Source organism: Pollutimonas bauzanensis (assembly GCF_900129885.1).
In the GTDB taxonomy this organism is placed as follows: Bacteria; Pseudomonadota; Gammaproteobacteria; order Burkholderiales; family Burkholderiaceae_B; genus Pollutimonas; species Pollutimonas bauzanensis.
On the sequence record NZ_FQXE01000003.1, the window covers coordinates 336,617 to 358,224 of the forward strand.

General features: G+C 64.2%; 17 protein-coding genes. 8 read left to right on the forward strand and 9 right to left on the reverse strand.

Going from position 1 to position 21,608, the window contains the following annotated elements; genetic code table 11:
* Nucleotides 1–25 precede the first annotated feature (25 nt).
* The gene (locus BUB23_RS07495; RefSeq protein WP_073102685.1) at nt 26–2,143 is read left to right on the forward strand and encodes a TonB-dependent siderophore receptor; all 2,118 of its coding nucleotides are present in this window, start codon (nt 26–28) and stop codon (nt 2,141–2,143) included.
* On the opposite strand, the gene BUB23_RS07500 is transcribed toward BUB23_RS07495, so the two are convergent.
* Together BUB23_RS07500 and BUB23_RS07505 are read right to left on the reverse strand one after the other, a co-directional pair.
* Nucleotides 2,140–4,116 (reverse strand): sensor histidine kinase, encoded by a 1,977-nt coding sequence (locus BUB23_RS07500; protein ID WP_073102471.1) that lies wholly within the window; start codon nt 4,114–4,116, stop codon nt 2,140–2,142. The two genes, BUB23_RS07495 and BUB23_RS07500, sit on opposite strands and share 4 nt — an antisense overlap.
* Nucleotides 4,109–6,373 carry an EAL domain-containing protein gene (locus BUB23_RS07505; protein WP_073102472.1) on the reverse strand — a complete coding sequence of 755 codons (2,265 nt, stop codon included), beginning with the start codon at nt 6,371–6,373 and terminating at the stop codon, nt 4,109–4,111. The genes BUB23_RS07500 and BUB23_RS07505 overlap by 8 nt, the downstream gene beginning before the upstream one ends.
* A 220-nt stretch (nt 6,374–6,593) precedes the next feature.
* On the opposite strand from BUB23_RS07505, the gene BUB23_RS07510 reads away from it, so the two are divergent.
* From BUB23_RS07510 to BUB23_RS07520, 3 genes are all read left to right on the forward strand, one after another.
* Complete coding sequence (locus BUB23_RS07510) at nt 6,594–7,544, forward strand: NUDIX hydrolase (protein WP_143160909.1); 951 nt, start codon at nt 6,594–6,596, stop codon at nt 7,542–7,544.
* Nucleotides 7,545–7,678: 134 nt separating this feature from the next.
* The gene (gene nadC, locus BUB23_RS07515; protein ID WP_073102473.1) at nt 7,679–8,584 is read left to right on the forward strand and encodes a carboxylating nicotinate-nucleotide diphosphorylase; all 906 of its coding nucleotides are present in this window, start codon (nt 7,679–7,681) and stop codon (nt 8,582–8,584) included.
* Nucleotides 8,577–9,590: a tripartite tricarboxylate transporter substrate binding protein gene (locus tag BUB23_RS07520; protein ID WP_073102474.1), complete on the forward strand. Its 1,014-nt coding sequence runs from the start codon at nt 8,577–8,579 to the stop codon at nt 9,588–9,590. Before nadC ends, BUB23_RS07520 begins: the two co-directional genes overlap by 8 nt.
* 11 nt (nt 9,591–9,601) lie before the next feature.
* Here the strand turns inward: BUB23_RS07520 and BUB23_RS07525 are convergent, their stop codons facing one another.
* The 6 genes from BUB23_RS07525 to BUB23_RS07550 form a co-directional block, all read right to left on the reverse strand.
* The gene (locus BUB23_RS07525; protein ID WP_084135869.1) at nt 9,602–10,186 is read right to left on the reverse strand and encodes an HdeD family acid-resistance protein; all 585 of its coding nucleotides are present in this window, start codon (nt 10,184–10,186) and stop codon (nt 9,602–9,604) included.
* A 174-nt stretch (nt 10,187–10,360) separates the two neighbouring features.
* Nucleotides 10,361–11,278, reverse strand: a complete 918-nt coding sequence (locus BUB23_RS07530; RefSeq protein ID WP_084135900.1) for an ABC transporter ATP-binding protein — start codon at nt 11,276–11,278, stop codon at nt 10,361–10,363.
* 23 nt (nt 11,279–11,301) lie between these two features.
* Nucleotides 11,302–12,120 carry an ABC transporter permease gene (locus tag BUB23_RS07535; protein ID WP_084135871.1) on the reverse strand — a complete coding sequence of 273 codons (819 nt, stop codon included), beginning with the start codon at nt 12,118–12,120 and terminating at the stop codon, nt 11,302–11,304.
* The gene (locus BUB23_RS07540) at nt 12,117–12,938 is read right to left on the reverse strand and encodes an ABC transporter permease (protein ID WP_084135901.1); all 822 of its coding nucleotides are present in this window, start codon (nt 12,936–12,938) and stop codon (nt 12,117–12,119) included. The genes BUB23_RS07535 and BUB23_RS07540 overlap by 4 nt, the downstream gene beginning before the upstream one ends.
* Before the next feature lie 49 nt (nt 12,939–12,987).
* The gene (locus tag BUB23_RS07545) at nt 12,988–14,100 is read right to left on the reverse strand and encodes an ABC transporter substrate-binding protein (protein ID WP_084135873.1); all 1,113 of its coding nucleotides are present in this window, start codon (nt 14,098–14,100) and stop codon (nt 12,988–12,990) included.
* A gap of 31 nt (nt 14,101–14,131) precedes the next feature.
* The gene (locus BUB23_RS07550) at nt 14,132–15,640 is read right to left on the reverse strand and encodes an amidohydrolase family protein (protein WP_073102477.1); all 1,509 of its coding nucleotides are present in this window, start codon (nt 15,638–15,640) and stop codon (nt 14,132–14,134) included.
* 302 nt (nt 15,641–15,942) lie between these two features.
* On the opposite strand from BUB23_RS07550, the gene BUB23_RS07555 reads away from it, so the two are divergent.
* From BUB23_RS07555 to BUB23_RS07570, 4 genes are all read left to right on the forward strand, one after another.
* Entirely contained in the window at nt 15,943–16,425 is a 483-nt protein-coding gene (locus BUB23_RS07555) for a rhodanese-like domain-containing protein (RefSeq protein WP_073102478.1), read from the forward strand.
* A gap of 109 nt (nt 16,426–16,534) precedes the next feature.
* On the forward strand, nt 16,535–16,780 hold the full coding sequence (locus BUB23_RS07560; RefSeq protein WP_073102479.1) for a helix-turn-helix domain-containing protein: 246 nt from the start codon (nt 16,535–16,537) through the stop codon (nt 16,778–16,780).
* Between the two features lie 98 nt (nt 16,781–16,878).
* Nucleotides 16,879–17,811 carry a family 2A encapsulin nanocompartment shell protein gene (locus BUB23_RS07565; protein ID WP_073102480.1) on the forward strand — a complete coding sequence of 311 codons (933 nt, stop codon included), beginning with the start codon at nt 16,879–16,881 and terminating at the stop codon, nt 17,809–17,811.
* An 11-nt stretch (nt 17,812–17,822) separates the two neighbouring features.
* Nucleotides 17,823–19,802 carry a family 2A encapsulin nanocompartment cargo protein cysteine desulfurase gene (locus BUB23_RS07570; RefSeq protein ID WP_084135874.1) on the forward strand — a complete coding sequence of 660 codons (1,980 nt, stop codon included), beginning with the start codon at nt 17,823–17,825 and terminating at the stop codon, nt 19,800–19,802.
* A gap of 15 nt (nt 19,803–19,817) precedes the next feature.
* Here BUB23_RS07570 and BUB23_RS07575 read toward each other — a convergent pair whose 3' ends face one another.
* Nucleotides 19,818–21,593, reverse strand: coding sequence for an ABC transporter ATP-binding protein (locus BUB23_RS07575; protein ID WP_073102481.1), 1,776 nt, complete (start codon nt 21,591–21,593; stop codon nt 19,818–19,820).
* Nucleotides 21,594–21,608: the final 15 nt, after the last annotated feature.

Genomic DNA, 21,608 nt, shown 5'->3' on the forward strand with positions numbered 1-21,608 from the left:
CCTGGCGCTTGCCGGTGTTTTTTCAATGCTGGCCCTGTCCGGCCCGCCCGCCGCCGCGCAATCGCAGGCGCCTGCGCAGGGCGGCAGCCCAGGGGCCGCGGCCCGCCCGTCCACGCTGGAAACCATTACCGTGACCGCCCAGCCAGGGCGCGAAACGGCAGCCACCCCGGTGGATGGCTATATCGCCAGGAATGCGGTCACGGCCAGCAAAACCGACACGCCGCTGCTGGAAACGCCCCAGTCCGTCACGATAGTCACGCGCGACGAAATGGCCGACCAGGGCGCGCAAGGCCTGCAGGATGCCCTGAACTACGCGGCAGGCGTGCGCTCCGACGCATACGGCCTGGATTCGCGCAGCGACTCTTTCCGGACCCGCGGCTCGGAGCCCAGCGTTTACCTGGACGGCCTGCGGCAAAACTATAACTGGTACACCAGCACGACGCGCACGGAGCCCTACACGCTGGAACGCGTCGAAGTCCTGCGCGGGCCGGCGTCCATGCTGTATGGCCAGGGCAGCACCGCCGGGGTGGTGAACATGGTGAGCAAGCGGCCGCTGCCGGAGGCGCAGCGCGAAATCGGGATTTCATATGGCAGCAACAACCGCAAGCAGATACAGACGGACCTGACGGGGCCTTTGACGGAGGACGGGACATGGCTGTACCGCCTGGTGGCGGTCGGCAGGAAGGCGGATACCCAGGTGGACCATGTGCCGGACGACCGCCTGCTGGTGGCGCCGTCGCTGACCTGGCGCCCCAGCGCGAGCACCTCCCTGACCTTGCAAGGCTTGTGGCAGGACGATAAATCGGGATCGACCGCGCAGTTCTTCCCCTGGGAAGGCGTGGCCCTGGACAATCCCAACGGCGACATCCCGGTCTCGCGCTTCATCGGCGAACCCGACTGGGACCGCTACAATTCCAAGCGGTCCTCCTTCGGCTGGCTGTTCGAACACAGCTTCAACGACAACTGGACGGTGCGCCAGAATTTCCGCTGGGCGAAGAACGAGGTCGACTATCGCAGCGTGTATGGCGATTCCTTCACCTTGCCCGGCGGCTGGGCGGGCGACCCGGTCAACAAGCGGCTGCTCGGGCGCTATGCCGACGCCACCATCACCAAAGTCAATATGCTGACCGCCGACCAGCACCTGGAGGGGAAATTCCAGACGGGCGCCGTCAAGCACCAGGTATTGCTCGGGTTCGACGCGGCCTATGCGCGCGAGGAAAAGCAATCCGGCCTGGATTTGCCGGTGTATATGGAAGGCGGGACCGTGCCGCTGATCGACGTCTACAACCCCGTCTATGGGCGCTTCACGCCGCCCGCCATGAGCGACGACCCGCTTTCGCGCCAGCGCGATACGGGCGTCTATATCCAGGATCAATTGAAATTCGGCCAGAACTGGATAGTAGTCGCAGGCCTGCGCTACGATCGTTCGGTCAATGGCGTGGAAGACCAGGACGATTCTGTGAGCACCGCCACCACCAAGCGGCTCGGGCTGATGTATGCCGCCGACAGCGGCTTTTCGCCCTACCTCAGCTATAGCGAATCGTTTACCCCCATTCCGGGACTGGACGATTACAACCAGCGCTTCGTGCCATTGCGCGGCAAGCAGGTCGAGGCGGGCGTCAAATATGAATCGCAGGACGGCAAGACCAACTTCAATGTGGCCACGTATTCCCTGCGCGAGGAGAACCAGCAGGTCAACGACCCCGCCAATCCGAGCAATCAGATCCAGGTCGGGAAAACCAAAACCACCGGCATCGAGCTGGAGCTCAAGGCGGAGTTGGCGCGGCAGTTCGATGTGATCGCCAACTACAACTATATCAACCTGGACGAAAAGCTCGAAGGCATTCCGCGGCACCAGGCGTCGGTATGGGGCAAGTATCGTTTCTCCATCGGGCAGGCCCACGGCTTTTCGGTCGGGGCCGGAGCGCGCTGGTTCAGTTCATTCCGCGACGGCGGCGCGCCGCAAACCTCTTCCGTGACATTGGTCGATGCCATGATCGCCTACGAAACGCCGTCGTGGCGCTATGCATTGAACGCCAATAACCTGTTCGACAAGACCTACGTCAGCACTTGCCTGGACCGCGGCGATTGCTGGTATGGCGCCAAGCGCAGCATCGTGGCCAGCACAAGCTACCGGTTTTAAGGCGGCGGCCCGGCTTTTGCGGCGGCGGGCGCGGGCTGCGGCGCGGGATGGTGCGCGGGCGCGTCCCGCGGCAGCCGCAGCGTGAACATCGCGCCCGTGCCGCCGTCGACGGCGATATTCTGGACTTTGATCGTGCCGCCCAGCACTTCGGCGACCAACTGGGAAGAGATGTGCAGGCCCAGGCCCGTACCCCCGGCATGGCGGCTGGTGGTGAAGAAGGGATCGAAGACGCGGCCCAGGTTATCGCTGTCGATGCCGACGCCATTATCCGAGATGGTGACGATGGCATGGTCCGGGCCGTCGGCGGCGGCCCGGATGGTGATGGTGCCGCCGTCGCGTCCCTGGAAGGCATGGGCCAGCGCATTGCCCAGCAGATTGGCGATCACCTGCTCCAGGGGGCCGGGATAGCTGTTCATCCATAATCCGGCCTGCAGGTCCAGCCGCAGCGCGATGGTCAGACCGGCATCCCAATTGCGCAGGCGCGGGTCCGCGTCCAGGATGATTTCGGCAAGCTCGAACTGGCGCCGCTCCATCGTTGTGCGGTCCACCGCCACCTGCTTGAAGCGCTGCACCAGGCGGGCGGCGCGCTGGATCGCGGCTTGCGTCAATTCGACTGCCTGCTGGACGCTGGACAGGAATCGGTCCAGATCCGACCGGCGCAAACCGCTGTCCAATTGCGCCAGCAGGGTGGCGAGGGCCTGCTGCAAGGTGCTGAGCGAAAGATTGGCGCTGCCCAAAGGTGTGTTCAGCTCATGGGCCACCCCGGCGACCATGAGCCCCAGCGAGGAAAGGCGTTCGGCGCGAGCGAGATCGGCCTGCACGCTGCGCAGATTGTCATTGGCCTGCAGCAGGGCGCGGTTGGCGGCGTGCAGTTCGCGCGTCTGCCTGTCTTCTTCTATGAGACTGATCAATGTCTGCCAGCCATAACGGATGGCCAGGAACATGACCACCGCCATCAGCGCGGCCAGCAGGAACTGCCAGCGGGGGCTGGACAGCGTCGCCTGCTCCAGGCTGCTGTGCACCACTATCCTGAGGTCCAGCCTGCTGACCCGCGGGACCGCGGTGTTCTGGTCGACGAGCGTTTCGTCCGCCAGCGTGTAGCGGCGAAAGGCCCAGTCCCCCGACGCATCGCTGTAGCGGCCGGCGTCGCTTTGCTGCATGGCCCGCCACAAGGCGGGATTGCTGCGTTTGAAAGCAGACTGCGGCGCATCCAGCTGCCATGCCCAGCTTTCCTGCGGCGTCGGCCCTTGCAGCCAATAGCCCTGTTCGTTGACGAGGTACACGCCGATGCCCTGCCGCCCGCTTAGCCCGGCGAGCCTGTTCAGCAGGCGGGAGGCGCGGTAGTTGATGGCGATGACCCCGCGCGCCTGGCCGGCTTCGTATAGCGGCGTGGCAATACGCAAGGTCGGGGTGATAGGCCGCTGGAGCGCGCCATGCTCCGTGTTGAGATTGATTTCCGACAAGTAGATCGCGCCGGGCGGCAGGCTGGCGGTATCCCTGAAGAAAGGCTGGCTGCGCTGGTTCTGCAGTTCCGCGTGTTTGACCAGCACAGGCGCGCCGGCTTGCATGTTGACGCGCAGCCGCTCGTTGCCCTTGCCGTCCAGCCATCGGACCTGGTCGAAGGCGCCCGCGCTCTTGGCGAAGTTGAGGAAGAGTTTGGCCAATGCCGATTCTTCGGAAATGTCCGCGCGGTCCAATTGCGAGGAGAGCTCGCTCAGGAACGTTACATCATGCTCCAGGCTGTCCAGCGTTCTGCGCAGGATCTCGGCCGATTCATTGAGCAGGCTATCGCGGGCCCGCCACAACGGCGCCTGAGCCACGGCGTTGAACTCGATCCACAGCAGCGGGAAGCCGACCAGGAAGGTCAGCAGCCACGGAGCCGCCATGATGAGGAAGCGCCGCCGCACGGGCGCCGGCAGGGCGGCGAAGGCCCGGCCGCGCTGCAGCAATGTCTGCGCTGGCCGGCTAAGCATGCACGATGGAAAGGCGCTGTATGAAAGCGTCGAGCGGCTCCGGCCGGGCGAAGAAATAGCCCTGCGCCTGCATGCAGGAATGCTCCAGCAGCCACTGCGCCTGTTCCTGGGATTCGACGCCTTCGGCGAGCACCTGCATGTCGAGGCCGCGCCCCAGGCCGATAATCATGTCGGCAATCATGTGCTCGCCGGAATTGGCGCTGATCTCGCTGACGAAGTGGCGGTCTATCTTGAGGGTGGTGGCGGGCATGGACCGCAAATGGGCCAGCGAGGAATAGCCCGTGCCGAAATCGTCTATTGCAATCGGGAAGCCGGCATCGCGCAGTCCCCGCAGCAATTGCCCCTTGGCTTCGTAGTCGCCCATGGCGGCTGTCTCGGTGATCTCGACTTCCAGCAGCTCGGGGGAAATGCGATAGTCCCGGGCGGTCGCGATGAACTCCTGCATGAAATTGCGCTGCCCCAGTTGAAGGGGGGAAACGTTCACGGCAACGGAAATATCGGGGAAGCCGCCAGCCCTGAGCCGCTCCAGCGCCTGGCAGGCCAGATGCAGTACCTGCCTGCCTATCGGGACGATGAGGCCATTGGCTTCGGCCATGGGGATGAATTCGCCGGGCGGGATGCGGGTGCCGTCGGGGCGCGTCCATCGGGCCAGGGCCTCGGCGCCGATGATGCGGCCGCTGCGCAGGTCCACCTGGGCTTGCAGCTCGATGCTGATTTCGTTGCCGTGCAGGGCGCGATAGAGGTCGCGGGAGCGGGTGAAGCGCTGGCTGGTCTCGGCTTCGAGTTCCGGCTCATAGGCGAGTATTTCAATGGCGCCCCGGGACTGGGCGCGGCGCAGCAGCAAGGCGCCGATTTCCATGGCGCCGCGCGCGGACCCGGCATAGCTGTCGAGATCGAGGCTGGCCGCGCGCACGCTGATGAAGGGCGGATGTGTCGGGTCTTCGGCGTCCAGCGACTCCAGTTCGTTGATGTGGTCTTGCCGCAGCAGCGCGCTCTGGCCGAGTATGGCGAAGGTGTCGCCATGCAGGCGCGCCACCATCGTCGGCGCGGGAAACACCGCGCGCAGCCGCTTCGCCATCTTCTGCAGCATGAGATCGCCCTGTTCTATCCCCAGGGACAGGCAGCTGGCGGAATACTGGTCCAGCTCGATAAAGAGCAGGGAACGGCCGCGCGGCGCCTCGGCTTCGAGAATCGCCGCCAGGGCGCGCAGCAGCGCATTGGCATTGGGCATGGACAGCAGGCTGTCCTCGTAGGCGATGCGGTCCAGGCGGCTCGTGAGCGAGACATTGATGAGGCCGGAATTGATATTGGAAGCGAAGACGTGCAGCAGTTCCCGCTCGGTCGGGTCCAGGGCCCTTTCCGTGGCGATGTAGGTTGCCGCGTGCGGCCCCTGGTCGCTGCCGTGGAAGAACAGCACCTGGCTCGTTCCGGTTTCGATATTGGCCCGCTGCGTCAGGGCCTGCAGCAGCGAGTCGCGGATCGGGCTGTTTTCGAGGGCGCCCAGCGGCCGGTCGACCGCGTGCGCAAGCTGGCCCGCCGCCGCCACGACGCGCGCCGCCAGCGGGTCGTGCGCGATTCCGTCTTCCTGGACGCATACCAGGCCTTCGGGGTCCAGCCCGAGCAGGCGGGACAATTCGAGGATCATGCGCTGCGAGAAATCCGCCAGGCTGCGGGCGCGCGTCAGGCAGTTGCTGGCCTCGACGATGGTCTGCAGCCCCCGGCGCGCCTGGCTGAGGGCGCGGATCTGCTGCCAGGTCCTGAGATTGCTTGTCACCACGCCATGCAAGCGCTCGAAAGTCAGATCGGTCTTGAGCCAATAATCGCTGATGTCGAGCTGGCCCAGGGATTTCTTCATGGGCGCCATGCCGGGCTGCCCCGTGACCAGGACTATCCGTACCTCGGCATTGCCCAATACCTCCCGCACGCTGCGCACCAGCCGCAAGCCCGCATCGTCGGTCTCCATGACGATGTCCAATATGATGACGGCGATATTCGGATTGGCGGCCAGCACCCTGGCGGCTTCCGTCGCCGACCCGACGCACAGGATCTGGATCGGATGGCCCTGGAATTCGAAGTTGTCCAGGGCCAGCTTCAGCGATTGCTGGAACTCCTTGTCGTCATCCACCATCAGGATGGCCGGCGTCTGCGGCGAATACGTATGGGAGGCGGCGGGCCTTGCCGGCTGGCTGTCCTCCGCGGCGAAAGCGAACCTGTCGTCGTCCGCCGCGCTTTCTGCCTTATCCTCGCCTGTCCCCATGCTGTCATCCTCAAATGATGCTCTATGGCAAGAGCCTCGGGTGGGCCTCGCTATCCATGATTGATAACGGGCAGTATGTTTCTAATTGTTTTGTTATATATCAGGAACGGGACGGAAGGCAATCACATTTATGCTGCCGTCTCATGTTTTGCCCAGCTAACGGCTGTTTCGAAAAATTTGACCCGCTAATATTCCTATAATGATGGTTTTCGCGCCTGCCATGTCATCTGCTCAAGCCCATCCTTCCGCCTTGCCCGCCCACACGGTTGCGACTGAACTGGTCGCGGTGCTGGTGGCGGTAACCCAGGGTCAGCCGCGCGTGCTGACCCGCGATCGCGCCCATGCCTTGCCGGCCGGGCCATTCGAGTCGTCGCATCGTTCCTTGCAGGCAGGCTTGCGCGCCTGGGTCGAAGCCCAGACCCACCACCCGCTGGGATATGTAGAGCAGCTCTATACTTTTGCCGATGGCGACCGCGCCAATCAGCAGGGGCAGCGCATTATTTCAGTCAGCTATCTGGGGCTGACCCGCGAGCTCGAGAATCCCGTCGTCGATGCTGTCGGCTGGCAGGATTGGTACCGCTATTTCCCATGGGAAGACTGGCGCGCGGGGCGCCCCGATATGGTGGCGCGGCGGATACTGCCGGCCTTGCGCCGCTGGTGCGGCGACGCGCCCGGCGCGGCCGCCAAGCGCCAGCGCCGGCTCAGGGTGGACTACACCTTCGGGCTGGACTCCGCCAGCTGGAGCGAGGACATGGTGCTGCAGCGCTATGAACTGCTGTTCGAGGCCGGCCTGGTGCCGGAAGCGGCCGGGCGCTCCGGTTCCCCGCCCGGCGCGACCCTGCCTGGCGATCCCATGCTGCATGATCATCGCCGCATTCTGGCCACGGCGATGGCGCGCCTGCGCGCCAAGATACGCTACCGTCCGGTGGTGTTCGAGTTGATGCCGCCTGAATTCACGCTCCTGCAATTGCAGCAGGCATTCGAGGCGGTGGCCGGGCGCAGCCTGCACAAGCAGAATTTCCGCCGTTTCATCGAGCAGCAGGCGCTGGTCGAAGAAACCGGCAGGATGACCCAGGGCACGGCGGGGCGGCCGGCCAAATTGTTCCAGTTCCGTGGAGACGTGCTGCGCGAACGGGCCATTGCCGGCAGCAAGCTGCCTCTGGCGAAATAAAACATCCGCTTGACGTTTCATTATGCTCAGAGTTAGCATAAAAAGAGGCGGCGTCGCGTCTTGATGCATGGCGATGCCGGCCGGGGCGGAATGCAGGATTCCGATCACTATTATTTTCCCTTTAAATACTCAAAATGAGCATAATTAATGAAGTCCCGGCGCAGTACATTGCCGCCGGCGCGGGAACGGCCATTCCGCCTTTGCCCGCCGTGATCATCGAGCCTTTGGTGCGCGACGCGCTGCGCGAAGACCTGGGCCGGGCGGGCGACCTGACCACCGATGCGATCGTGCCCGTGGCGGCGCGCACGCGCATGCGCCTGGTGGCGCGCCAGGAAGGCGTGCTGGCCGGCCTGGATCTGGCGCGCCTGGCTTTCCAGTTGATGGACCCCGCCGTTCAGATGCTGGTCCGCCGCGAAGATGGCGCGCGGCTGGCGCCAGGCGACGAGATCGCGGTGCTGGAAGGCCCCGCGCGGGCCATCCTGAGCGCCGAGCGCACCGCCTTGAATTTCCTGTGCCACCTCAGCGGCGTGGCCAGCGCCACCGCGTCCATAGCCGACGCCATACGCGGCTATGGCACCCGAGTCAGTTGCACGCGCAAGACCATGCCGGGGCTGCGCGCCATCCAGAAGTATGCGGTGAGGGTGGGCGGCGGCAGCAACCACCGCTATGGCCTGGACGATGCGGTGCTGATCAAGGACAACCATATCGCCGTGGCGGGCAGCGTGGGCGCGGCCATATTGCGCGCGCGCGCCGGGGTGGGCCATCTGGTGCGCATCGAGCTGGAAGTCGATACCCTGGCGCAATTGGAAGAAGGCCTCGACCTGGGGATAGACGCCGTCCTGCTGGACAATATGCCGGTCGATATGCTGCGCGAGGCGGTGCGCATCGTGGCAGGCCGGGCGGTGACCGAAGCCTCAGGCCGCATCACGCCGGCAAGCGCTCCCGCCGTGGCGCAGACTGGCGTCAATCTGATAGCGGTCGGCTGGCTCACGCACAGCGCGCCGGTGCTCGATATCGGCCTGGATGCGGACCATGCCTAGGCCTGCCGCGGTCCTGTCCGGGTGCGCCGCCGCGCTATGCGCCATCGCGCTGGCCGGCCTGGCGCCAGGCGCGGCCGCGGCGCCGGCCGATGCCGGCGCCGGCGCCTATCCGGCGCGGCCGATCACCCTGGTCGTGACATTTCCCCCCGGCGGAGGCACTGATACGCTGGCGCGGCGACTGGCGGCAGGCCTGGAGCATGACCTGGGCCAGGCTGTGGTGGTCGAAAACCGGGCGGGCGCCAGCGGCAATATCGGCGCCCAGGCGGTGGCGCGGGCCAGGCCTGACGGCTACACCTTGCTGGTGGTCAATAGCAGCTATGCGATCAATCCCGGGGTGTATGGCAAGCTGGGGTTTTCTCCGCAAACGGACTTGCTGGGGGTGATCAACGTGGCGTTCGTGCCGTCGGTGCTGGTGACGGCGGCCGGCACGCAGTGGAAAACCCTGCGCCAGGCTTTGGACGCCCGGGGCGCGGAGGCGGGCGCGGCGGCGCCGGCCTACGCCTCATGCGGCAATGGCACGCCGCAGCATCTGGCCGGGGAAATGCTGCTGCGGCGCACCGGCGCGGCCTGGCTGCATGTGCCTTATCGCGGCTGCGGGCCTGCCCTGGCGGGCGTGCTGGGGGGCGATGTGGCGCTGGGCATGGTGACGGCCTCGAGCGCCTTGCCCCTGCTGCAGGCCGGCGCGCTGCGGGCGCTGGCCGTGACCTCGCCGCAGCGCTCGCCCTTGCTGCCCGGAGTGCCCACCGTGGCGGAACAAGGCCTGGCCGGCTACGAGCTGGATCAATGGCATGGCTTGCTGGCGCCGGCGGGCACCCCGCCGGCCATCATCGAGCGCCTGAACGGCGCGGTCGCTGCCATCATGCGGCGCCCGGAAATGGCGCGCGACCTGCGTGCCATGGGATACGACACCGCGGCCAGCACCGCGCCGGCATTCCAGGCGATGATAGCGCGGGACATGGCGCGGTTCGGCCGGCTGACCCGCGAGATGGGGCTCAGGGCCGACTGAACCTTAGGCTGCTACTGGCGCCGCCGGCGCAATGCGAAGCCCAGGAAAACCAGCGTCCAGCCCTGGAAGAAAAGGTCGATCGCCAGCAGCAGCCCCAATACCCAGAGGCTGTTGCCCGGCCAGCCGGCGGCAATCAGCACGCCCGCGGCCAGGGTGATCAGGCCCGACAGGGCTATCCATTGCCAGCCGCTCTGGGAGCGGTTGTTGAACCATAGCCATAGCCTCAGCGCGCCCGAGGCGATCAGCGTGGCACCCAGCAGCAAGGTCAGCAGCGCCGCGCCGGCCGACGGATTGGCGATGGCCAGCGCGCCGGCGCCGGCGTAGAGCAGGCCGCTGGCGCTCCAGAACAGGAAGCCGCTCCAGTTCTTGACGCGCCATGCATGGACCAATTGGCCGGCGCCGGCGATCAGCATGAGTATGCCGACATAGAGCACGCTGACCAGGGTGGCGCTCAATACGTAGATCGATGCGAGCGCGCCAAGAACGACAAGTACGGCGCCCAGCGCGACAAACCAGCCCCATCGGGCGCTGAGCATGTTCAACGTTGCGGCAAGGTCTTCCTTGCCTGGAAGAGGAACATTTGGCGAGGTAGTCATGGACCGGCTCCTTAGTATGACGAAAGCTAGACATCGATCGGCCTTTTTCCCTTGAAGCCGCCTCGTCCGCCGGCCGCGAGCCGCAAGGCGCTATCAGGATAATACAAATACCGGCCCGGGGGAAACGCCTGCCTGCCAGCTTTGCTTGCACGCGGGCGCCCGAAAGGGCAGCGGCTACCACGCCATGCCCAGAACGTCGAAAGAAAGCGGGCGGATGCCGCCGCCGTCGCGCGGGATCGCCTGATCGGTCCGATCGGGGTCTATGTCGAGGAAATCGCTGAGCACATCGTCGCGCAGCTGTATGAAGCGGGGATCGCTGCGGTTGCGCGGGCGGGGCAGGTCCACTTGCACCGAGCGCCGTATGCGTCCGGGATGGGGCTGCATCACTACTACCCGGTCGCCCAGGAATACGGCTTCTTCCACGTCGTGAGTCACCAGCAGCATCGTTATCCGTTCTTTCTGCCATATGCGCTGCAGTTCGGCCTGCAGGCGGGACCGGGTCAGGGCGTCGAGCGCGCCGAAGGGTTCGTCCAGCAATAATACGCGGGGCCGATTGACAAGCCCGCGGGCGATCGCCACCCGCTGCGCCATGCCGCCGGATATCTGGTGTGGATACGATTTCTCGAAACCCTCCAGACTGACCAGGGCGACGTGTCCGGCAATGAGATCCCGCTTTTTTGCCGCGTTGAATGGCGCGTTGCGCAAACCGATGCCGATATTCTGTTCCACTGTCAGCCAGGGAAACAGGCGATGGTCCTGGAAGACGATGCCGCGTTCAGGGCCTGTGCCGGAAATCGGCTTGCCATCCAGGAGGATGCGGCCTTCGAACTCGCCGTCCAGGCCCAGGATGAGACGCAACAGGGTGGATTTGCCGCAGCCGCTTGCGCCGACGATGCTGATGAACTGGCCTGCCGGCACGTGCAGGTCGATATTGTCCAGTACCTGCAGCACTCCGCCGCTGGCCTGCCCGCTCGCATACCGCTTGCATACGCCTATGACGTCGAGCTCATTGGACCGCGGCGGGGAGCCGGACGGCGCCGATAACGCCGGGGAGGGTGCTGGAGACTGCGCTTCTGCTTGAGGCCGGGCCATGTTGCGTTCCTTGTTTGGCATTATTAGTTTCCGCGCCAGCGGGCGATGCGGCGCTCGACGATGCGGGCCGAGGCATTCATCAGCCAGCCCACCAGGCCAATGATGAACATGCCGAAGATGACCAGGTCCATCCGGAAATGCTCGCTGCCTTCGATCAGCGTGTTGCCGATGCCCTGCCCGGCCACCAGCAGATATTCGGCGCCTATGGTGGCGAGCCAGGAGTAGATCAGCGCCAGGTAGACGCCCGTGAAAATGGCGGGCAGGGCGGCGGGCAGTACCACCTGGGCGATGGTCTGCCAGCGCGTGAAACCATAGACGCGGGCGACTTCCAGCAGGCTTTCGGGCGCATTGCGGATGCCGTCGCAGGTATTGACCACCACCGGCACCAGCGCGGCAAGCGAAAGAAACACCACTTTGGCCACATCGCCCAGGCCGAACCACACCGAGATCAGCGGGATCCAGGCAAATAGGGAAATCTGCTTGAAGGTATTGAAGCTGGGGCCCACGATGCGGTTGAACAGCGGCAGGAAGCCCAGCAGCCCGCCCAGCGCCAGGCCGGCGGTGGTGCCGATGGCAAAACCGGTCAGCTCCCGCGCCAGGCTGGCTCCCAGCGCCAGCCAGATCTTGCCCGTGGCGAGCTGGTCGACGGCCGTGTCCCATACTTTCACGGGAGAAACCAGCAAGGCGGAATTGACCAGGTCCAGGGCGGAAGCGGCCCACCACAGGGCTATTGCGGCCACGGGCAGCACGAAGCCGCGCCAGCGGCCTGGCTCCCGCGTGCGCAAGGGAGGCGGGATCCCGGCCGCGGCGGCCGGGTTCGTGGAAGAAGCCAGGGAGCTCATGCATTGACTCCAATCGTCGAGGCCGGACGGTCGCATACGATCCTGGACTCGGCCAGATTCAGCAGCTTGTCGATGAGATAGCCGATCGCGCCTACGACAATCACCGCCGCCATGACGAGGTCGAGCTGGAACAACTGGCGGCCATAGACGATCAGGTAGCCCAGCCCTTCGCTGGAGGCCACAAGTTCCACGACTACCAGCGATAGCCACGCCTTGGTGAAGCCCAGCCGCAAGCCGGTGAATAGCGTGGGTATGGCAAGTGGCGCTATGATCTCCAGCACTTCCTGGCGGCGGGTATAGCCATATACCTGCGCGACCTCGCGGAACGCCGCCGGAGTCTGGCGAAAGCCCTGCAGTGTATTGAGAGTGACCGGCACCAGGGCAGCCTTGGCGATAAGAATGTATTTCAGCGGCTCGCCTATGCCTGCCAGCAGCAGCACGAATGGCAGCCACGCCAGCACGGGAATCTGCACCAAAGCGTTGAAGGTGGGCAGCAAGTAGGATTCGATCCGGCGCGACAAGCCCATGGCGCAGCCCAGCAGCAGGCCCAGGAGCGAGCCCGCGGCAAAGCCCAGCAGCACGCGCCGCAAGCTGGCTTCCACGTTCAGCCACAATTCGCCGCTGCCGAAGAGATCCAGCAAAGTTTCAAGCACGAATCGAGGCGGGGGCAGCACCTGGGGCGAAATCCATCCGCGGTCGGCGCCGGTTTGCCAGAGCGCGAGCAAAGCGGCCGGCAACAGCCAGGGCAGCGCGCCATCGCCGAGGCGCCGCAACAAGCGGCCTGCCGTTCGCGGCGCCCGGGCGCTTGCCGGGGTCATCGCGGCCGGCGAGACAAGTGTGGTGCTTGGTGTCATGGTTTTCTCCTGGCTAGCCGCCGGCGCGCGCGGCGGCGACCGGCTGCGCTTTCGGCTTGCCATTCGCGTCGAAGTAAGTCCAGCGGTTCTCCAGATCTTGTTTCTTGAGCGCCTGCTGCAGAAAGCTGGTGTCGAACCAGTCCTCGATCGAGACTTCGCGGCGGATCAGCTTCAGCGCGAGCGCATCGCGCACGACGGCCTTGTAGCGGCCGATGATGAACTCGTCCACAAGCGGCGAATTGCGCGTGGCCAGCTCCTGGTTCTCGAACTCGGCGACATAGGAGGCGTAAGGCGTGCCGCTGCGCGCCCACAGCTTGAAGAGGGCTTCGCGGTTCTTTTCGTCGGACGCCCAGGCGGCCGCCCGCAAGAAAACATCGACCACTCCCTGGACTTGGCCGGGATGGTCGGCGGCGAATTCATCGCGCACATGCAAGTGCGCCTGGCGGGTGAACGACGGATCTTTCCCTTGGGTGGAATAGGCAATCGTGGCAAGCCCCTGATCGCGCAGCTTGAAGAATTCCTGGCCGCCGAACGCCGCGTCCACGCCCTTGGAGGCCAGCGCCGCCTGGGCGCTGCCGCTGTCCAGATTGATGCCTTTTATGTCGCGCTCCTGCAGGCCATGCGCGGCCAGCAGGTTGTTGGCGACCAGATGCCCGTTGGTGCCGCGGAAAATGGCCACCCGCTTGCCTTTCAGGCCTTCTATGGTCTTGATGTCCGAACCGGGCGGCGTAACGACATACAGATTATTGCGGGCGCCGCTGATCAGGAGGATCCGGGTCTTCAAGCCGTTGGCGCGGCCTACGACGGAGGGCAGATCGCCATGATAGGCAAAATCGATCTGCTTGTTGGAGATGGCTTCGTTGACCGCGGGCCCGGCCCCTTTGAAGAACAGCCACTCGATCTTGATGCCGCTGCCTTTGAAGGCCTCTTCCAGCCAGCCGTTCAGGCGCGCCACGGAACCGGGCGAGCCGCCCCACGTTATAGGGTCGCCGCCGCCGGCGGTCGCGACGCCGATGCGTATGCTTTCCGGCGCGGCGGCATGGACGGGGCGGGACGCATAGCCCCAGGCCATGGTTGCCGCGAGCGTCGCGAGGACGCGCCTGCGGGTTTGCTTGAATTGATTCATAGATGTTCCTGGTAGCTCATGGATCCGTCATTCACTTGCCGGAGTCGAGCTTGCGCTGGACCGCAGTGCCCGCGAAGAAGTCGGGATTGGCTTCGGTGTAGAGCCGGTACGGGTTGTCGAACACCCATGCCTTGAAGTCGGCCGGCCCGATGACGCCCTGCTCGACGAGGTCCCAGCTTTCGGCCAGGGGCTCCGTCAGGTCGGGAACGTCCCAATGGCCGATGTCCGATGACCAGATCGCGTTGACTTTCGCGCCCAGTGGGTTGAGCTTATCGTTGAAAGCGGCGGCAACGCTGCGGTCGTCCGCCTCCGAGCCGAAATAAAAGCTGTCCACCCAGCGCGTCTTGATGTCTTCGGGCGCCTCGATGCCGGCCAGCGCGAAATCGTCGATCTCGTCTTCGTTCGGTTCGCGGCTATGGGGCAGGGCGGATCTGCCCAGGCTGTCGCGCAGCAGCGTCGCCTTGTCCAGCTTGCGGCCCTTGATGAGGTCCTGCCCATACCGGTGGAACAGGTCCTCCAGCAAATCCAGGTCGGCATGCGCGGGGTTGTAGTTCTGCACCGCGTGGCGATTGCGCTTTTCCCATCTGTCGAGCAGGTGCGTGAAAACGTGCGAGCCCCAGTCGGCGCCGCCCTCGAGCAGCGCGACGCGCAGCTTGGGAAAGCGCCTGGTCACACCGCCGAAGAACAGCGCTTTGGCGAACGCCTGGGAACCGTCGGCAAAGTGGCCGATGTGGTTGTACATGTAATTGCTGATTGAGTGGCGGCCCGTCCAGCCCTGGCTGCCGTAATGAGTCGTGACGGGCACGCCCAGTTCCACCACTTTGGCCCAGAACGGATCGTAGTCGTATTCGCTGTCAATGCCATAGAAGTCGGTATAGCTGGCATGCCTGGCCACGTCGGGATGTTCGGCGGCGGGATATTTTTCGGCTATCGCGGGAATGGGCCGCCGCACGCCGCCGGCGATGTTGATCACTTTCAGGCCCAGTGTCTTGACGGCGAACTCGAGTTCCTCGATGCCCTCTTGCGGCGTGTGCAGCGGGATGCCGGCCACTGGCGTCAGGCGATCGCTGTACTTGCGGTACTGGTCGGCATGGAAATGGTTGATCGCGCGGTGCAGCGCCTGGCGATATTCTTTCCCGGCTCCCAGAGGCGCCAGCACATCGTTGGGAAACAGGACCGAATAATCGGCGCCTTGCTCGGCCAGCCGCTCGTTCAGCAGCTCGGGCAATGTATAGGTCGCCAGGTCCAGTGTGTTGCGCGTGACCCGCGCCCACCAGGGCGAGCGCAATGTGCGGTGATGGCGCCGTTCTTGCTGGGTCTGCTCATACCAGTCCTTGCCATTGCTGCGCGTATTGAAGCGCGAGCCCAGCACCTTGCGCAGCGCGTCGACCAGTTGGCCTCCTCCGTACTGCTGGACATAGTCTTCCAGCACGGGGGTGTAGTCGTTCACGTGTACATCGGTATCGATGACGGGATGGTTCAAGCCAGCCTTGACGGCTACGGAGCGGGATGCAAATGCGGGGGTGAGGCGATCGTTCATGAAGAGTCTCCGGGTGCAAAAACGGCGTTGCTGAAAGAGGGGTACTGAGGGCGCAATGCCAGACTTGACGCCGGCCAGTCAGAAAAGTCTACGGGACGATGTTTCATATCTGAACGATGTTTTTTGTATTTCGATATGCGGAATTTTTTTTGAATACAGAAGAATTGGTTATATAGACGATTTTCCTTATATCAAATACTTTTTAGAAAGTGATTATTTGTTCTTTTGCCGTTTCGCCGCGACGCTCTATATTTGCTGCCTGCCGCCATCAATCCGCTATAACGCGCATCAGGAGAATATGCATGTCATCCGCAGTCGCCGACGAGGCCGTCCTGGCCGGAGAACTTGAACTAGCGCAGGCCGACGCGGCCAGGCTGGGCCTGGCCTATGCAGGCGGAGTTGCGCCGCCGATAGCCTGGGAACTTGTCCGGAACGGGCAGGCCATTCTTGTCGATGTCCGCTCGGGCGAAGAGCGCAAATTCGTGGGCCACGTTCCGGGCAGCCTGCATGTGCCTTGGGCGACCGGCACGAGCCTTACCCGCAACCCCCGTTTTGTGCGGGAGCTCGAAGCCAAGCTCGCTAACGAAGGGGGCAAGCAAGCGGTTCTGCTGCTGCTTTGCCGCAGCGGCAAGCGTTCCGCGCTCGCGGCGGAGGCCGCAGCCAAGGCCGGCTTCGCTTACGCATTCAATGTGACCGAAGGTTTCGAGGGCGAGATCGATTCGGCGCAACAGCGCGGCCGCCGCGACGGCTGGCGTTTCCACGGGCTTCCCTGGGCGCAGGATTAATGTCTTCATCGGGCCGTTCCGCCGCGCGCCAGCGTGACGCAGTCCGGCCCGCTCGGCATGGAACGCGCCGCCGCCGGGGGAAAACCGTTCTTCCGGGACGGGAGGCTGGATGCACAGGAAATTGATTGAATCGTTCGGTATCAGGGTCCGCCAGTGCCGCGAAAAGCGCGGCTGGTCGCAGGAGCGCTTGGCGGAATACTCCGGGCTGGACCGTTCCTATGTAGGCGAAATCGAACGCGGCCGCGTCATTGCTTCGATAGTCACGGTGCAGAAGCTTGCCCAGGCGCTGAACATCGATCTGGCCGATTTGCTGACCAATTGCGGACCGCCGTCCGGCCCGGGCCGCTCAAACTGACTACGAATGCTGGCTATAGCCCGTTGAGCACGCACACGCCCGCGCGGGATACTGGCGCTCAAAGTCTTTTTTCTTATTTGCTTATAAAGGAGCCTGATATGACCGCAAACGTGGGCGGGACCGTCGCCCTTGGCGACAATGCAGCGCGCCAGCTGGCCAATGCAACCAAGACCGTTCCCCAGCTTTCGACCATCAGCCCGCGCTGGCTTACCCATTTGCTCCAGTGGGTGCCGGTGGAGGCCGGCATCTACCGCTTGAACAAGGTCAAGAATCCTGAAGCCATCAAAGTCGCCTGCACGCAACGCGAGGACGAAAGCCAGTTGCCGCGCACCTACGTCGAATACGAGGAAAGGCCGCGGGAATACTTCCTGAACGCCGTCAGCACCGTTCTGGACGTGCATACGCGTATTTCAGATCTCTACAGCAGCCCGCACGACCAGATCAAGGAACAACTGCGACTGACGATCGAAACCATCAAGGAGAACCAGGAAAGCCAGCTTATCAACAACGCCGATTACGGCCTGCTGTCGCAGGTCGTGGATGAGCAGCGTGTTTTTCCGCTGACCGGCGCCCCGACTCCCGACGATCTCGATGAATTATTGACCAAGGTCTGGAAAGAGCCGGCGTTTTTCCTGACCCATCCTCTGGCGATCGCCGCGTTCGGCCGCGAAGCGACGCGCCGCGGCACCCCGCCGCCCACGGTCAGCCTGTTCGGCTCGCAATTCGTCACCTGGCGCGGTATTCCGCTGATTCCTTCGGACAAGGTCCCCGTGGCCGACGGTAAAACCAAGGTCCTGCTGCTGCGCATCGGCGACAAGCGCCAGGGCGTGGTCGGACTGTACCAGCCTGGTCTCGCAGGCGAACAAAGCCCCGGCCTTTCTGTGCGTTTCATGGGCATCAACAACCATGCCATCGCTTCCTACCTGATTTCGCTGTACTGCTCGCTGGCGGTGCTTGCCGACGATGGCCTGGCGGTGCTCGAGGATGTCGAAGTCGGCAAGTATCACGATTACGCCGACATCTATAAATAACGGGCTGCGCGATGACTATCCACGATTCCATTCCCGTGTTGGCCGGCCTGCCATCGGGGGAGCCGCAGCCGCCGGAGTCTCCCATTGATCCGGCCGCGCTCGCGAGCCTTGCCAATGCGTTCTTCGCGGCGCTTCCTTCCCTGCCATCCCCTTGGCCCGCCGGCGTGCAGGCTCCGGGCAATATCGCGCCTGCAGGTTCGCCGCTGGCCAGCCCCGCGGGCTTCGGTCCCAGCGTGCCCGGCACACCCATACCGCCGGGCCTGGCGCCTGGCGCAAACCTGATCCCCGCGTCGCCCACCCAGCCCTTGTCGCTCGCCCATCGCGCCCCTGCGCTTTTGCCGCATGCCGCCAGCGGCAATGGGCTGCCCGACGCCGTTGTCAGCACCGTGCCCGCCTATGAGCCGCGCTTCGGCGGGGCCGCGCTCGGGGTGCCGGAAGCCGGAGCGGCAGGCGTTTCCCAGGAGGCGCGCGATCCTGCCTCCGGGGCGTCGCCATTCTATTTTGCCGGCGACAACTATGGCCAGCCTTCGCCCGGCGGGCGCGACAGCGTGCTAGGAGGCACGGTTGTCAGCGACGAACTGGCCGGCTTGCCATTTGCGCGGCCGGTCCCGCACTCCCTGGATCGTCCCGGGGCTTTGGGCGCGCCCGCGGCGCCGGCGGGCGCGAGCTATTATTTCGTCGATGCGGTGACCTTGCCCAGCGGCTATGTGACGCCCGCCAATCCGGCGCACCATAACGCTGTGCCCCAGGCCGGCGGCGGGCGGCATCCTCCTTTCGACGTCCATGCCCTGCGGCGGGACTTCCCTGTGCTGCAGGAACGCGTCAACGGCCGCCAGCTCGTATGGCTGGACAATGCGGCCACCACGCAAAAGCCGCAGTCTGTCATAGACCGCATTTCATACTTCTACGCGCACGAGAACTCCAACATCCATAGGGGCGCGCATGAACTCGCCGCGCGCGCCACGGATGCCTACGAGGGCGCGCGCGAGCGCGTCAGGCAATTCATCAACGCGCCGGACGTCAACGAGGTCATTTTCGTACGCGGCACCACCGAAGGGATCAATCTGGTGGCCAAGAGCTGGGGCGGGCAGCATGTGGGCGAGGGCGACGAGATCATCGTGTCCCATCTCGAGCATCACGCCAACATCGTGCCCTGGCAGCAGCTGGCGGCCGCCAAGGGCGCGAAACTCAGGGTCATACCGGTTGACGATTCAGGGCAGGTGCTGCTGGACGAATACCGCAAGCTGCTCGGCGATCGCACCAAGATCGTGGCGGTGACGCAGGTCTCCAACGCGCTGGGCACCGTGGTGCCAGTCAAGGAGATCGTCGACCTGGCCCACCGCGCGGGCGCCCTGGCGCTGGTCGATGGCGCGCAATCGGTTTCGCACATGCGCGTGGACGTGCAGGAAATTGGCGCCGATTTCTTTGTGTTTTCCGGCCACAAAGTTTTCGGGCCCACCGGTATCGGGGCGGTCTGGGCCAGGCGCGATGTGTTCGAGGACATGCCGCCGTGGCAGGGGGGCGGCAACATGATCGCCGATGTCACGTTCGAAAAAACCCTGTTCCAGCCTATTCCTAACAAGTTCGAGGCCGGCACCGGCAACATTGCCGATGCGGTCGGCCTGGGCGCGGCGATCGACTACGTGAACCGGGTGGGCATGGAAAACATCGCGCGCTACGAGCATGAACTGCTGGCCTACGGCATGCAGCGCCTGGGCGCCGTCAAAGGCGTGCGGCTGATAGGCACGGCATCGGACAAGGCGAGCGTCATGTCTTTTGTGCTGGCCGGCCATGACACCGAAGAAGTCGGGCAGGCCCTCAACAAGGAAGGTATCGCGGTCAGGACGGGCCATCATTGCGCGCAGCCCATTCTGCGGCGATTCGGGGTCGAGACGACCGTGCGGCCCTCGCTGGCGTTCTACAACACTTGCGAGGAAATCGACCGGCTGGTCGCGGTCCTGCGGCAGCTGGCCGGCCAGCGGCGCCTCTAGCGGGGCGGAAAGCCGTCAGGCGGAATCCGGCTTGCCCGTCTTCGACGCGGATGAGCGTTCCCCGATTTGCTGGCGCCACATCGCGTAGTACAGGCCTTTGCTGTCGAGCAGCGCGGCATGGGTGCCGCTTTCGACTATGCTTCCCCTTTCCAGCACGAAAATAGTGTCCGCATGCATGATCGTGGAAAGGCGGTGCGCGATCATGATCGTGATCTGGTCGCGTCGCGCGGAAATCAGCCGCACGGTATCGGTGATCTGCTCTTCGGTGATGGAGTCCAGCGCGGAAGTGGCTTCGTCGAAGATGAGCAGGCGCGGCTTGCGTATCAGCGCCCTTGCGATGGACAGCCGCTGCCTTTCGCCGCCCGACAGCTTGGCGCCCATTTCGCCCACGAGGGTGTCGAGCCCATCGGGCGATTTGTCCAGCAGATAAGCGCAGGAAGTCTGTTCCATGGCCGCCACGATTTCGGCGTCGCTGACATCGGGCTTGACCAGCCGCAGGTTTTCGCGAATTGTCCCGGCGAACAAATACGTTTCCTGCGTCACGAAGCCTATCTGGCGGCGCGCCGGATTGAAGCGCAGGTCCCTGGTCGAGATGTCGTTGTAGAACACTTCGCCGCTCGCCGGCGTATACAGCCCGACCAGAAGTTTCACGAGCGTCGATTTGCCGGACCCCGAGGGGCCCACGAATGCGATGGTGTCGCCCAGCCCTGCGGAGAAGGACACCCCGTCCAGGGCATTGTCGGGGGCGCCCTTATGCCGGAATCTCACTTGCTCGAAACGTATATGGCTGACCGGCCCGATGTCTACCGCCGATTTCGACCGCCGCTCTATCGGCTTGCTCATCAGCGCATCGAAGTTGAGCAGCGACGCCTCGGCTTCCCGGTAGGCAAGAATGATGTTGCCCAGCTCCTGCAGCGGCGCGAAGATCGCCACCGCGATGAATTGCATGGCGATCAATTCCCCGGTGCTCAGCACATCGCGAAAGATCAGCCACAGCAAGGCGAAAAGGATGGCCAGCTTGAGCAGGCTCAGTGTCGTTCCCTGCAGGAAGGACAGCAGGCGTATGCGTTTGACCTTCCGCATTTCCAGCGCGAATATCTTGAGGGTCTGCGCCTGCAGGCGCCGGATCTCCGAAAAGGTCAGCCCCAGGCTCTTGATCAATTCTATATTGCGCAAAGATTCGGTGATAAAGCCCGAGTTCCGGTTCGTTTCCCTCACGATAGAGCGCTGCTGGCTCTTGATCTCGCGGCTGAGCAGGCCGGTCAGCCCGCCCAGCAGTACCACGCCAAACAGGAATACCGGCACCAGCATCCAGTGCTTGGTGATGGAATACCAGGTAAGAAAGGCGATCCCGACGGCGGCGGCGAACACGGTGTTGATGAAGGCGTTGATGAAGCGTTCGCTGTCCGCGCGAACCTTCTGCAGCAGGGACAGGATCTCGCCGCTGCGCAGCTCTTCGAATTCCTGGAATTCCAGCCTGAGCACATGGCGCAGGCCGTCGTTGAAGATCTGCGTGCCAAGCTTTTGAACGACCAGCCTCGTCACGTATTCCTGCAGCGCTTTGAACAGCCTGGACAATACGGCCACCAGCACCGCCAGCGCCAGCAGCGTAAGCACGCCCGATACTAGTTCATGGTCGGTCTTCCCGGCGCGGTTGGTGGCGTATTCGTCGATGATAATGCCGAAAATGATCGGGTCGACCAGCGCAAGCGTCTGGCTGGCGGCGGCCAGCAATAGCGCAAGGGCGGCGAGCCGGCCATGCGGGCGCAGATATCTCCACAGGATATGCATGAGTCTCTTTCAATC

What these genes read in the sequence shown, in the direction of transcription:
- BUB23_RS07495 (WP_073102685.1), top strand. Translation starts at nt 26, where the DNA reads ATGCTGGCCCTGTCCGGCCCGCCCGCCGCCGCGCAATCGCAGGCGCCT.
- BUB23_RS07500 (WP_073102471.1), bottom strand. Translation starts at nt 4,116, where the DNA reads ATGCTTAGCCGGCCAGCGCAGACATTGCTGCAGCGCGGCCGGGCCTTC.
- BUB23_RS07505 (WP_073102472.1), bottom strand. Translation starts at nt 6,373, where the DNA reads ATGGGGACAGGCGAGGATAAGGCAGAAAGCGCGGCGGACGACGACAGG.
- BUB23_RS07510 (WP_143160909.1), top strand. Translation starts at nt 6,594, where the DNA reads ATGTCATCTGCTCAAGCCCATCCTTCCGCCTTGCCCGCCCACACGGTT.
- nadC (WP_073102473.1), top strand. Translation starts at nt 7,679, where the DNA reads ATGAGCATAATTAATGAAGTCCCGGCGCAGTACATTGCCGCCGGCGCG.
- BUB23_RS07520 (WP_073102474.1), top strand. Translation starts at nt 8,577, where the DNA reads ATGCCTAGGCCTGCCGCGGTCCTGTCCGGGTGCGCCGCCGCGCTATGC.
- BUB23_RS07525 (WP_084135869.1), bottom strand. Translation starts at nt 10,186, where the DNA reads ATGACTACCTCGCCAAATGTTCCTCTTCCAGGCAAGGAAGACCTTGCC.
- BUB23_RS07530 (WP_084135900.1), bottom strand. Translation starts at nt 11,278, where the DNA reads ATGGCCCGGCCTCAAGCAGAAGCGCAGTCTCCAGCACCCTCCCCGGCG.
- BUB23_RS07535 (WP_084135871.1), bottom strand. Translation starts at nt 12,120, where the DNA reads ATGAGCTCCCTGGCTTCTTCCACGAACCCGGCCGCCGCGGCCGGGATC.
- BUB23_RS07540 (WP_084135901.1), bottom strand. Translation starts at nt 12,938, where the DNA reads ATGACCCCGGCAAGCGCCCGGGCGCCGCGAACGGCAGGCCGCTTGTTG.
- BUB23_RS07545 (WP_084135873.1), bottom strand. Translation starts at nt 14,100, where the DNA reads ATGAATCAATTCAAGCAAACCCGCAGGCGCGTCCTCGCGACGCTCGCG.
- BUB23_RS07550 (WP_073102477.1), bottom strand. Translation starts at nt 15,640, where the DNA reads ATGAACGATCGCCTCACCCCCGCATTTGCATCCCGCTCCGTAGCCGTC.
- BUB23_RS07555 (WP_073102478.1), top strand. Translation starts at nt 15,943, where the DNA reads ATGTCATCCGCAGTCGCCGACGAGGCCGTCCTGGCCGGAGAACTTGAA.
- BUB23_RS07560 (WP_073102479.1), top strand. Translation starts at nt 16,535, where the DNA reads ATGCACAGGAAATTGATTGAATCGTTCGGTATCAGGGTCCGCCAGTGC.
- BUB23_RS07565 (WP_073102480.1), top strand. Translation starts at nt 16,879, where the DNA reads ATGACCGCAAACGTGGGCGGGACCGTCGCCCTTGGCGACAATGCAGCG.
- BUB23_RS07570 (WP_084135874.1), top strand. Translation starts at nt 17,823, where the DNA reads ATGACTATCCACGATTCCATTCCCGTGTTGGCCGGCCTGCCATCGGGG.
- BUB23_RS07575 (WP_073102481.1), bottom strand. Translation starts at nt 21,593, where the DNA reads ATGCATATCCTGTGGAGATATCTGCGCCCGCATGGCCGGCTCGCCGCC.